The sequence below is a fragment of the Streptomyces sp. NPDC058375 genome (genome assembly GCF_042723425.1).
GTDB classification, from domain to species: domain Bacteria; phylum Actinomycetota; class Actinomycetes; order Streptomycetales; family Streptomycetaceae; genus Streptomyces; species Streptomyces durocortorensis.
The window spans coordinates 1-11,483 of the sequence record NZ_JBHXJG010000233.1 but is presented as its reverse complement, the minus strand read 5'-3'; the positions used below and the strand labels follow the sequence as shown (position 1 = coordinate 11,483).

Below are 11,483 nucleotides of genomic sequence, written 5' to 3'. Positions count from 1 at the left end.
GTGGCGGGTACGGCAGGCAGGGGACGGCCCGCCGTACCCGCCCCGGGGCCCGACTCATGTGCCCCACGGGCCGGAACCGGCCACCGCGGGTCATCGAGCTAGGGCTTCTAGGAGAGATACGGGATGGGACTTCGCGCACAGGTACGGACGCGGGACGGCTGGGCGGTCCAGCACGCCGTCGTGACGGTCACCGACATGACCGGCGCCCAGGTGCTGCGCGCCACGGCCGACGAGGACGGGGCCGTCCGCACGGACGGTTCCCTGGCGGCCGGCGCGTACACGGTGATCGTCACGGCGGTCGGGTACGCCCCCGCCGCCTCCACCGCCCTCGTCACCGCGAGCGGCCGGATCGAGGCCGGACAGATCGTGCTGGCCCGCCAGGGCGGGGTAGAGCTGCCGCCACCGGGGGCCTGGTCGCTGGACCCGGCGCACTCCTCGGTCGGCGCGGTCGCCCAGCATCTGGGGATCTCCAGCGTGCACGGCCGGTTCACCGACTTCGGCGGCCGGATCGAGATCGCCGGGGACGTCTCCCGCTGCCGGGTCGACGCGGTGATCAGGGCGGCCAGCATCGACACCGGCAACGGCATGCGGGACAAGCACCTGCGCTCGCCGGACTTCCTGGACGTCGACCGGTACCCGGAGATCGCCTACAGCTCCACCGCGCTGGACCCGGCAGGCCCCGACCGCTGGACCGTGCACGGCGAGCTGACCATGCACGGCGTCTCGCGCCCCGTCGACCTCGACCTCAGCTACCTCGGCACCGGGCCCGACCCGTGGGGCGGGGTGCGCGCGGCCTTTCACGCCACCGCCGAACTGCGCCGCGACGACTTCGCGATGAACTACAACCAGGTCGTCCAGGCGGGCATCTCCGCGATCGGCACGACCCTGCGCGTGGAGCTGGACATCCAGGCGGTGCAGGGCGAGGCGCTGGCGTGACCCGGGTCCGCGTCGCGCCGGTCGTGGGGCGAGGCGCTGCCCGGCCGGTCGTCGGGCCCGGTCGTAGGGTGGTGGGCATGGCACCGAACATCGCGACCAACACCGCCGTGGAGCTCGACGAGTTGCTGGCGTTCGTACGCCCCCGGCACCGGGCGGTCCTGCTCACCACCCGGTCCGACGGCCGCCCCCAGGGCTCCCCGCTGACCTGCGGCGTGGACGACTCGGGGCGGATCGTCATGTCGACGTACCCCGAGCGCGCCAAGACCCGCAACGCCCGGCGCGACGAGCGGGTCAGCGTGATCGTGCTGTCGGACGAGTGGGACGGGCCTTGGGTGCAGGTCGACGGTTCGGCGGAAGTGCTCGACGCCCCGGACTCGGTCGAGCCGCTGGTGGAGTATTTCCGGAACATCTCGGGGGAGCACCCGGACTGGGACGAGTACCGGGCGGCGATGCTGAAGCAGGGCAAGTCGATCATCCGGGTCACCCCGGAGCGCTGGGGCCCCGTCGCCACCGGCGGCTTCCCGGCCCACCTGGCCCCGGGGAGCTGATCGCGCGATGCCGGCGAGCACTGAGCCGGGCCCGGGGATGCCCGCACCGGGGATACCCGCTTCGGAGGCGCCCGTACCGGGGACGTCTGCTTCGGGGATGCCCGCTCCGGAGATGCCCCTACCGGGAGCGTCCGCTTCGGAGGTGCCCGTACCGGGGGCGTCCGCTTCGGGGACGTCCGCTTCGGGGCGGGCCCACTCGGTCCTCGCGTGCGGGCTGCCCCTCCCGACGCCGCTGCCCGCGCCGGAGTCCCTCGCGCGGGCCCTGCTGCTGGTCGCGCCCTCGCTGGACGGCGGGCTCGTACGGGAGTTGGAGCGGATCGCCGGGCGCGGTGTGGAGCCGCTGAGGGACGTCCCGCCGCCGGGCGACGCGCCTCTGCTCTGCGTGGGCGACGCGCTGCCCGACGCCCTGCGGACGAGCCGGCTGCTCTGGTTCCACAGCGTCAACGCGGGGACGGACCCGCTGCTCGCCGGGGGCCCCTGGCCCGCCTCGGCGCTCCTGACCCGGACCGCGGGCCGGATGGGCGAGCGCATCGCCCAGTACGTCCTGGGCTGGATGCTCGCCGAGTGCCAGTCCGTACCGGAGTTCATCGATCGGCACGCCCGCGCGCACTGGGAGCGCCTTCCCTCCGAGCTCGTCGTCGGGCAGACCGCCCTGGTCTACGGGACCGGCCGCATCGGCGCGGCGGTGGGGCGGCTGTTGCAGGGCTGCGGGGTGCACACCGTGGGCGTCGCGCGGGCGTCACGGTCCGGGCCCGCGCCGGGCTCCGCCCGGGTGGTGCCCGGCTTCGACCGGGTGATCGGGGCCGCCGAGGACACCGGGGCGCTGGGCGGGGCCCGGTGGGTGATCTCCACCCTGCCGTTGACGGCCGCCACGGAGGGCTTCTTCGGGGCCGCCCGGTTCGCCGCGGTGCGCGGGGCGACGTTCGTCAACGTGGGGCGGGGCGCGACCGTGGACCTGGGGGCGCTGGAGACCGCGCTGCGGGAGGGCCGGGTGCGGCGGGCGGTGCTGGACGTGCTCCCGGCGGAACCGGCCGCGCCCGCGGACCCGGTGTGGGAGCTGCCCCGTACGGTCATCACCTCGCACTCCTCGGGGATCACCACGGACGAGGACGTGCTCGGAGACTTCACCGCCGCCTGGGAGTCCGTGGCGGCGGGACGTCGGCCCGAACTGACGGTGGACGTGGGGCGCGGCTACTGACCCCGGGGCCGCCCTGGCCACCCTGGGAGCGTGGGGCGCGGCTACTGACCCGGGGCCGCCCTGGCTGCCCTGGCTGCCCTGGCTGCCCTGGCTGCCCTGGCTGCCCAGGGAGCGTGGGGCGCTGCTGCTGGCGGCTCCCGAGCGGGCGCGGCTACCGAGCCGGGGAACCGGTCCGGTCGCGCATCGCCTCGATGCCCGCGACCAGCAGGTCCAGCGCGAAGACGAAGTCCCGCTCGCGCATCTCCTCGACCGTGTCCCCGCCCCGGGCCGCCATCAGCTCGTCGGAGGACTCGACGATCTTCCGCAGGTGCGGCTGGGCCCGGATCGTGCCCATGGCGTGCCGGTGGTACTCGTCCTCCGTCAGCCCGGTCGCGTCGCACCGCGCCTTGAAGTGGCCCTCGACGGTGCCGAATCCGTACACGAACTGGAAGCAGGCCGAGAGCGCACCCGTCTGCCGTTCCAGGGGCAGACCGGTGGCTCGGACGACATCCTGGACGGCGTACGAGAACAGCATCGAGTTCGGGCCGATGTTGAGGAAGGTCCCGGCGAGCGGCGAGATCCAGATGTGCCGGACGATCAGCTCGCGATAGCTGCGGGCGAGTTCGCGCAGCCGAACCTGCCAGTCGGCGTCCTCGGCGGGCGGGGTGATCTCGGCGTACACCGAGTCCAGCGCCAACTCCAGGAGGTCGTCCTTGGTGTCGACGTACCAGTAGAGGGACATCGCGGTGACGTCCAGCTCGGCGGCGAGCCGGCGCATCGAGAACTTGGCGAGGCCCTCGGCGTCCAGCAGCCGCACCGAGGCCTCGGTGATCCGGTCGCGGTCGAGACCGGCCGGGGACTCGGACCTGCGGGAGCGCGAGGGGGTGCGCCGGTCCAGCCAGACGCTGGTCCGCGCGGGGCCTTTCCCACGGTCGGACGCGGACACCATGGCGCACTCTCCCTTGTCTTGCGCGGACCTGCCGATCGTCCTGCGCGGACCTGCCGATCGTCCTGCGCGGGCCTGCGGGCCTGCGGACCTGCGGACCTGCCGATCGTCCTGCGCGGACCTGCGGACCTGCGGACGGAACGACGTACCGGATGATCACCGTCCGCCGGGCCCGTACCGTCCGATGCTATGCCTCCGGTCCCGTCGATTCTGCCCCGCTCCCGGCCTTTTCCACCTGGTCAACCGCCTGAACCGGTCGGGCAGCCGGCTCCTCCGCCCGCTCGGCCCGGCGCAGCAGGAACGCGGCGAGCAGGCCGCCCGCCAGCACCGCGACCGCGCCGACGAGCTGGCTGGTCTCCAAGCCCGCGGCGAACGCGTCCTTGATCTGCTCCCGGGCGGCGGGCCCGTCGGCGGCGGCCAGGGCCGCGGGGAGCGAGGCCGCGCCGACGGCGGCCGGTACGAGCGTGGCGAACCGGGCGTTGAGCACCGCGCCGAGCACCGCGACCCCGAGCCCGTTGCCGAACTCCGCGAGCGTGCCGTTGACCCCCGCGCCGACCCCGGCCTTCTCCGGCGGGATGGCGCTCATGATGGCGTTGGCCATCGCGGGCATGGCGAGGGCGACGCCCGCACCCATCACGACCAGGCCGAACAGCATCCCGCCGTACCCGCCCCCGCCGCCGAGCACCGCGATCGCGGCGAGACCGGCCGCCAGGCAGCTCATCCCCGTCGCGATGACGAGGGGCGTGCCGAACTTCCGGACCAGCCGCGCGCCGAGACCCGTGAGGTTGAGGGCGACCACGGTGAGCGCCATCGGCGCCGTCCGCAGCCCCGCCTCCAACGGCCCGTACCCGAGGACGAACTGCAGGTGCTGGGTGAGCAGGAAGAGCGAGCCGGTCATCCCGAAGGCGACCAGGATGACTCCGGCCACCGCGCCGGTGAACTTCTGGTTCCGGAAGAAGTGCATGTCGAGCATCGGGGACGGGGTGTGCAGCTCCCACAGCACGAACCCGGCCAGCACCGCGAAGCCGAGGAACGCCGTCAGCAGCACCCGGCCCGAGCCCCAGCCGTGTTCGGGCCCGGAGATGATCGCGAAGACGACGGCGGTCATGCCGATCGTGGAGAGTAGTGCGCCCAGCAGGTCCGGCCGCTCGCCCTGACCGGACTTCGACTCCGGTACGAGCCGGACGACGGCGGCCAGGGCGATCAGGGCGACCGGGATGTTGATGAGGAAGATCGCGCCCCACCAGAAGTGCTCGAGGACGAACCCGCCGAACAGCGGGCCCGCCGCGAAACCGAGGGAGGAGACGGTCGACCAGATGCCGATCGCCTTGACGCGCTCTTCGTCGTCGAAGATCTGGACCACGACGGCGAGCGTGGTGGTGAGCAGCAGCGCGCCGCCGACGCCCATCCCCGCGCGGGCCGCGATGAGCTGGCCGGAGGACTGGGCGAGCCCGGCCACGAGCGAGCCGACGCCGAACAGGGCGAGGCCCACCATCAGCATCTTCTTCCGCCCGTAGCGGTCGGCGGAGCTGCCCGCGGTGAGCAGCAGACCGGCCTGGACGATCGCGTAGGCGTTGATCATCCACTGCACGTCGGCGGTGGAGGCGTCCAGCTCCTTGGTGAGGGAGGGGATCGCGACGTTGAGGACCGTGTTGTCGAGCAGCACCGTCAGCTGGGCCAGGCAGATGACGCCGAGGATCAGCCAGCGCTGCGGATACCCCTGGGGGGCGAGGTGGTGTCGCTCTGCGGCGGGCGCCGTCATGCGGGCTCCTTGGGCTCCATGGGTCGGTGGCCCGTTGCCGGGGCCGGCGAGGTGCGAACGGTGGTCGTACGGTGCCGCAGTCGTGCGGCCTCTTACGGTGTACAGGACTCTGTGCTGTACACCGTAAGGCAGTCCTGTACGTCGTACAAGTCGGTTTCCGCGGCGCCGGACCGGTCGCGCCGCCGGGACCGCGGGGGCGGCCCGGCGGTACGGTTCTCGACGCTGACCTGACAACGTTTCTGACCAAGTGCGCGATTTTCGGCCGTTTGGAGAGCCATGTCTCTGCGTCGCCGTTCCCCTCGCCTCCCTCAACTCCTCCTCTCTGCCGCCCTCTTGGGGGCGTACGCGGGAGCGCTCCCCGCATCGCCCGCCGTTGCCGCCGTGACCACTGCTCCCCGCTCCTCGGCCGGCGGGGGCGGGAACGGCGCAGCCCTGCCGCTGCGAGTCGCCACGTACAACATCCACGCCGGCGCGGGCATGGACGGCGTCTTCGACCTGGACCGCCAGACCGCCGAACTCCGTGCCCTGGAGGCCGATGTGATCGGCCTTCAGGAAGTCGACCGGCACTGGGGTTCCCGCAGCGAGTGGCGGGATCTCGCGGGCGAGCTGGCCCGGCGGCTGCGCATGCACGTCTCCTTCGCGCCGATCTACAGCCTGGACCCGGCCGAACCGGGCGGCCCCCGGGCGGAGTACGGGGTGGCCGTGCTGTCGCGGCACCGGATCGTGGGAGCCGAGAACCACGAGATCACCCGCCTCTCCACCCAGGACCCGGACCCGGTCCCGGCCCCCGCCCCGGGGTTCGGCGAGGTCGTCGTACGGGTGCGGGGGCTGCCGGTGCACGTGTACGTGACCCACCTCGACTACCGCCCGGACCCCGCCGTCCGCGTCGCGCAGGTCGCCGACACCCGGCGGATCATGGCCGAGGACCGGGGCCCGCAGATCCTGCTCGGCGACTTCAACGCGGAGCCCGCCGCCCCCGAACTGGCCCCGCTGTGGCGGGAGCTGACGGACGCGGACCCGGGCGCGCCGACGTTCCCGGCGCAGGACCCGGTCAAGCGGATCGACTTCGTGGCGGTGTCGAAGGGCGGCCCGAGCGCCGGCCTGAGCAGCGACCCGAGCAGCGACCCGAGCGCCGGCCCGAGCAGTAGCCCGACTGGTGGCTCGAACGACGGCCCCCGGAGCGGTGGGTACGGGGGGATCACCGTGCGGAGGGCGTGGGTGCCGGAGAGCGCCGCGTCCGACCACCGGGCGGTGGTGGCGGACCTGCTGTTACGGAAGTGACGGCAGGGGCGGGAGCACGGGCCGGGGCGATGAGTTCAGGGCGCTCCGGAAGTCTCCTTTCTGGTCTCGAATGCTTCCTTTTGCGGCTGGAACGCGTCCTCCTTACCGAGGGTCGCCGTGAAAAACCCCGCGGTACCGGACGGACGAAGGATGGTCATGACCAACACCACCCTGCACGAACTGCTCGACGCCCACATCGCCAGGGGATCGATGCCGGGCGCGGTGGCCCTGGTCGCCCGGGGGGACCGGGTCGAGGTGGCGTCGGCCGGGACGGCCGGCCTCGCCGGGTCCGCACCGATGCGGCGCGACTCGCTCTTCCGCATCGCCTCGATCACCAAGCCGATCGTGGCGGCGGCCGCCATGACGCTCGTCGAGGACGGCCTGATCGCCCCGGCCGACCCCGTCGCGGCCTGGCTGCCCGAGCTGGCCTCGCCGCTGGTCGTACGGACCCCGAAGAGCCCGGTCGACGACGTGGTGTCGGCCGTCCGCCCGATCACCCTCCTGCACCTGCTGACCTTCCGGGCGGGCTACGGCTTCCCCTCCGACTTCTCGCTCCCGGCCGTCGCCCCGCTGTTCGCGGAGCTGGGACAGGGCCCGCCGCAGCCGCAGACCGTCCTTCCGCCGGACGCCTGGATGGCCGCGCTGGCCCGGGTGCCGTTGCTGCACCAGCCGGGCGACGGCTGGCTCTACAACACGTGCTCCGACATCCTCGGCGTCCTCGTCGCCCGGGTCGCCGACCGCCCGCTGCCCGCGTATCTGGCGGAGCGGATCTTCGAACCCCTCGGCATGAAGGACACCGGGTTCTGGGTGGAGCCCGCCGCGCTGGACCGGTTCACCAGCTTCTACCGGGCCGGGACGCGCGGAGTCGAGGACGGTGGCAGGGGCGAGGACGGTGGCAGGGGCGAGCCCGAGCTGGTCGACACCCCGGACGGGCAGTGGAGCAGCCCGCCCCCGTTCCCGTCCGGAGCCGGCGGCCTCGTCTCGACCGCCGACGACTGGTACGCCTTCGGCCGGATGCTGCTCGCCGGAGGCCTGAACGACGCCGGCGACCGGGTGCTGGCCGCCGAGTCCGTCCGCCAGATGATCACCGACCACCTGACCCCGGAGCAGCGCGCCGCGAGCGGGCTGTTCACGGAGGGCCAGGGGTGGGGGTTCGGCGGCGCGGTGGACGTCGAGATCGCGGCCCCCTGGAACGTGCTGGGCCGCTACGGCTGGGTCGGCGGCACCGGCACCACGGCCCACGTCATTCCGTCCACCGGCACGGTCGCCGTGCTGCTCACCCAGATGGAGATGGGCGGACCGGCCGCGCCCGAGGTGATGCGGGACTTCTGGACGTACGCGGCCGGGATCTGACCCTGTGCGCCGAACCCGGCCGTGTCCGCCCCGGTACATCAACTCGTGGGCTGCGTCAGGTCGTAGAACGTGGCGCTGCCGACGGTGACCTCGGTGAAGTTCTCCGTCACCCAGGAGGAGATCCGGGACGAGGCGCCGGAGGAGCCCCCGGGGCCGCCGCCCATGCCGCCTCCGCCTTCGCCGGCCATGCCTCCGCCCACTCCGCCGCCCGAGACGAAGTAGTGGATCTTGCCTTCCGCCACGTACTTCTGGAACTGGGCGAGCGTCGGCGACGGGTCGCTCCCGTTGAAGCCGCCGATCGCCATCACCGGGTCACCGGTGGCGAGTTGATAGCTGGCCGCGTTCTGCGCGCCGACGGCTGCGGCGACCCAGGTGTAGTCGTCCGCGCCCTTCGTCAGGAGCGCCTTCGCCTCGGCGTCGACGGTTGCGCCGTTCAACAGCCCGCCCATGCCGCCGGCTCCGCCGCCACCACCCCTCGTGCCTTCGCCGAAGCCTGACCGCGCGCCGGTGCCCGTACCGCCGGGCAGGGTGGGCATGCCGCCCGGCGCGTTGCCCTGCTGGTTCCCCTGCCCCTGCCCCTGTCCCTGGGCTTGGGCTTGGCCGGGCGGCTGCTGCATGCCGCCGCGCTGCCCGCCGTCACCGCCGCCGGGTCCGCCAGGTCGGCCGCCACCGCCCCCGGGCCCGCCCATGCCGAAGCCTCCCGCCGAAGGACCGGCGGTCACGATCGACCCCTGGTGACCGCTGTTCAAGGTGGAGACGGTGTACGCGGCCGGCCCCGCCAGCGACGCCGCGCAGCTCAGCCCCACCACGGCGAGGGCCAGGCCCCGCCCGCCGAACCGCCCCACGACCAGCAGCCCGAGCGCTCCGACCAGCCCGGCCGCGAGCACCGCCCACCGCAGCCACGGCGCGTAGTCCGGGGTACGGCCCAGCAGGACGTACGCCCAGAGCACCGTTGCGACCACCGTGCCCGCGAGCACCGCACGCGGCCACCAGGCCGAGCGCTCCGCCCAGAGCACCACCGACCCCATGGCGACGAGCGCAGCGATGTATGGGGCAAGGGCCACCGTGTAGTACGCGTGGAAGATCCCGGCCATGAAGCTGAACACGGCCACGGTCATGAGCAGCGCCCCACCCCAGGCGACGAACGCGGCCCGCGCGGAGTCGGTTCGCGTCGCCTTCCGGGTCAGCCAGAGACCGGCCGCCAGCAGGATCAGCGCGGCGGGCAGCAGCCAGGCGATCTGGCCGCCGACCTCGGAGGTGAACATCCGGCCGATGCCGGTCTCGCCCCAGCCACCGCCGCCTCCGCCCCCACGGCCGCCGCCACCTCCGCCGACGCTCCCGGTCTCCTCGCCGTTGATCCGGCCGAGCCCGTTGTAGCCGAAGGTCAGCTCCAGGAACGAGTTGTTCTGCGAGCCCCCGACGTACGGCCGCGAGGAAGTCGGCATCAGCTCCACGATGGCGACCCACCAGCCGCCGGCGACGACCATCGTCAGGGTGGAAAGGGCGAGTTGGCCGAGACGCTTCCGTACGGGAACGGGTGCGCACACCGCGTACAGCACGGCCAGCGGCGGCAGGATCAGGAACGCCTGGAGGGTCTTCGTCAGGAACGCGAGCCCCACCGCCACCCCCGCCCACAACAGCCACTTCGTCCGCCCCTGCTCCAGCGCCCGCAGCACGCACCACACGGTGACGGTCATCAACAGGGCGAGCAGCGCGTCCGGGTTGTTGAAGCGGAACATCAGCGCGGCGACCGGCGTCAGCGCGAACACGCCGACCGCGATCAGCCCGGCGACGGGCCCGAAGCGACGGCGTACGGCGGTGTTCAGCACGGCTGCCGTGGCAAGCGCCATCAGGACCTGAGGGGCCAGGATCGCCCAGGAGTTGAGCCCGAAGAGCCGTACGGAGAGGGCCATCGGCCAGAGCGCGGCGGGCGGCTTGTCGACGGTGATGGCGTTGGCGGAGTCCAGCGAGCCGAAGAAGAGGGCCTTCCAGCTCTGGCTGCCCGCCTGAACGGCCGCGGAGTAGAAGGAGTTGGCGTAACCGGAGGCGCTGAGGTTGAAGAAGTACGCGAGGCCGACGGCGAGCAGCAGCCCGTACAGCGCTGGGCGCGCCCAGCGGGGGCCGCTGTCCGGCGCGGACGGCCCGGGCGGCGCGGCGGCCGGGGTCGCGGGGGCGGTGATCGTGGTCATCGAAGATCCTCGGAGTCGGAGCGAGCGGGAACGGTGGTCGTCGTCATCGGACGTCCTCGGAGTCAGGGGCACGGTGGGTGCCGGCAGGGAACACCCAGGCGCGCAGGAGCAGGAAACGCAGCACGGTGGCGGCGAGGTTGGCGGTGATCAGGACGGCCAGCTCGGTGGAGTGCGAGGGCGAGCCGGAGGCCGCGCCCAGCGCCGCGAGCGAGCCGCCGGTCAGCGCGAGGCCGATCGCGAAGACCACCAGGCCCTGGGCCTGATGGCGGACGACTCCGCTGCGGCCGCGTACCCCGAAGGTGAGCCGGCGATTGGCGGCGGTGTTGGCAACGGCCGAGACGAGCAGCGCGCCGCCGTTGGCGAACTGCGGGCCGACGCCGAGCCGGAAGAGCGAGTAGAGCGCGAGGTAGAAGAGCGTGGAGAGGGCCCCCACCACACAGAACCCGACCAACTGCCGGGCCAGTCCGCGCGGCACCCCGGTCAGCGCCCGGTCGCGCGGGTCGTCGCCGAAGGGCCGGGCCAGCCGGTCCAGCGGCAGCGCGCCCACGGCCAAGGCCCGCCCCACCCGCCACACGCCTTTCAGGTCCTCGGTGGCCGTGCGCACGATGTGGACGGTCGACGCGGGGTCGTCGATCCAGTCGACGGGCACCTCGTGGATGCGCAGCCCGGCCCGCTCCGCGAGGACGAGCAGCTCGGTGTCGAAGAACCAGCCGCTGTCCTCCACCATCGGCAGCAGCCGCTCGGCCACCTCGCGCCGGATCGCCTTGAACCCGCACTGGGCGTCGCTGAACCCGGCGGCCAGCGAGGAGCGCAGGATCAGGTTGTAGGCGCGCGAGATGAACTCCCTCTTCGTTCCCCGCACCACCCGCGAACTCCGGGCGAGCCGCGAGCCGATGGCCAGGTCGGAGTGGCCGGAGATCAACGGGGCGACCAGCGGGAGGAGGGCGTTGAGGTCGGTGGAGAGGTCGACGTCCATGTAGGCGAGGACGGGTGCGTCGGACTCCGCCCAGACCGTACGCAGCGCCCGCCCGCGCCCCTTCTCCTCCAGCCGTACGGACCGCACCCCGGGCAGCTCCGCGGCGAGCGCGGCGGCCACGGCCGGGGTGGAGTCGGTGCTGGCGTTGTCGGCGACGGTGATGCGGAAGGGGTACGGGAAGGTCCGCGCGAGATGGCCGTGGAGGCGCAGGACGCAGGAGTGGAGGTCCTTCTCCTCGTTGTACACGGGGACGACGACGTCCAGCACGGGGGCGGAGGGGGCCGCGGAGACCGGCTGCCGGGCCGGGAGGTGCTC

9 protein-coding genes are annotated in these 11,483 nt (G+C 73.3%); 5 read left to right on the top strand and 4 right to left on the bottom strand.

Annotated features, from left to right (window positions below; translation table 11 throughout):
- The first annotated feature begins 123 nt into the window (after window positions 1–123).
- The 3 genes from ACFWM7_RS28300 to ACFWM7_RS28290 all read left to right on the top strand — a co-directional run bounded on the left by ACFWM7_RS28300 (window position 124) and on the right by ACFWM7_RS28290 (window position 2,682).
- Complete coding sequence (locus ACFWM7_RS28300; RefSeq protein ID WP_383265664.1) at window positions 124–936, top strand: YceI family protein; 813 nt, start codon at window positions 124–126, stop codon at window positions 934–936.
- A gap of 77 nt (window positions 937–1,013) precedes the next feature.
- On the top strand, window positions 1,014–1,484 hold the full coding sequence (locus ACFWM7_RS28295) for a PPOX class F420-dependent oxidoreductase (protein ID WP_356567926.1): 471 nt from the start codon (window positions 1,014–1,016) through the stop codon (window positions 1,482–1,484).
- Between the two features lie 214 nt (window positions 1,485–1,698).
- On the top strand, window positions 1,699–2,682 hold the full coding sequence (locus tag ACFWM7_RS28290; RefSeq protein WP_383265666.1) for an NAD(P)-dependent oxidoreductase: 984 nt from the start codon (window positions 1,699–1,701) through the stop codon (window positions 2,680–2,682).
- Between the two features lie 151 nt (window positions 2,683–2,833).
- Here ACFWM7_RS28290 and ACFWM7_RS28285 read toward each other — a convergent pair whose 3' ends face one another.
- Both ACFWM7_RS28285 and ACFWM7_RS28280 read right to left on the bottom strand, forming a co-directional pair.
- Window positions 2,834–3,610 (bottom strand): TetR/AcrR family transcriptional regulator, encoded by a 777-nt coding sequence (locus ACFWM7_RS28285; protein WP_383265661.1) that lies wholly within the window; start codon window positions 3,608–3,610, stop codon window positions 2,834–2,836.
- A gap of 184 nt (window positions 3,611–3,794) precedes the next feature.
- Window positions 3,795–5,369 (bottom strand): DHA2 family efflux MFS transporter permease subunit, encoded by a 1,575-nt coding sequence (locus ACFWM7_RS28280; protein ID WP_383265659.1) that lies wholly within the window; start codon window positions 5,367–5,369, stop codon window positions 3,795–3,797.
- Between the two features lie 276 nt (window positions 5,370–5,645).
- Between ACFWM7_RS28280 and ACFWM7_RS28275 the strand changes: the two genes are divergently transcribed.
- Both ACFWM7_RS28275 and ACFWM7_RS28270 read left to right on the top strand, forming a co-directional pair.
- Window positions 5,646–6,650 (top strand): endonuclease/exonuclease/phosphatase family protein, encoded by a 1,005-nt coding sequence (locus ACFWM7_RS28275; protein WP_383265657.1) that lies wholly within the window; start codon window positions 5,646–5,648, stop codon window positions 6,648–6,650.
- A gap of 156 nt (window positions 6,651–6,806) precedes the next feature.
- Window positions 6,807–8,003, top strand: a complete 1,197-nt coding sequence (locus tag ACFWM7_RS28270; protein ID WP_383265654.1) for a serine hydrolase domain-containing protein — start codon at window positions 6,807–6,809, stop codon at window positions 8,001–8,003.
- 38 nt (window positions 8,004–8,041) lie between these two features.
- Here ACFWM7_RS28270 and ACFWM7_RS28265 read toward each other — a convergent pair whose 3' ends face one another.
- The gene (locus ACFWM7_RS28265) at window positions 8,042–10,192 is read right to left on the bottom strand and encodes a glycosyltransferase family 39 protein (protein ID WP_383265651.1); all 2,151 of its coding nucleotides are present in this window, start codon (window positions 10,190–10,192) and stop codon (window positions 8,042–8,044) included.
- Between the two features lie 43 nt (window positions 10,193–10,235).
- The coding region (locus tag ACFWM7_RS28260; RefSeq protein WP_383265648.1) for a glycosyltransferase at window positions 10,236–11,483 on the bottom strand (1,248 nt) is incomplete at its 5' end.

Bases quoted from the DNA above. Each gene is read 5' to 3' on its own strand.
- ACFWM7_RS28265 (WP_383265651.1), bottom strand. From the start codon at position 10,192: ATGACCACGATCACCGCCCCCGCGACCCCGGCCGCCGCGCCGCCCGGG.
- ACFWM7_RS28280 (WP_383265659.1), bottom strand. From the start codon at position 5,369: ATGACGGCGCCCGCCGCAGAGCGACACCACCTCGCCCCCCAGGGGTAT.
- ACFWM7_RS28275 (WP_383265657.1), top strand. From the start codon at position 5,646: ATGTCTCTGCGTCGCCGTTCCCCTCGCCTCCCTCAACTCCTCCTCTCT.
- ACFWM7_RS28300 (WP_383265664.1), top strand. From the start codon at position 124: ATGGGACTTCGCGCACAGGTACGGACGCGGGACGGCTGGGCGGTCCAG.
- ACFWM7_RS28295 (WP_356567926.1), top strand. From the start codon at position 1,014: ATGGCACCGAACATCGCGACCAACACCGCCGTGGAGCTCGACGAGTTG.
- ACFWM7_RS28285 (WP_383265661.1), bottom strand. From the start codon at position 3,610: ATGGTGTCCGCGTCCGACCGTGGGAAAGGCCCCGCGCGGACCAGCGTC.
- ACFWM7_RS28270 (WP_383265654.1), top strand. From the start codon at position 6,807: ATGACCAACACCACCCTGCACGAACTGCTCGACGCCCACATCGCCAGG.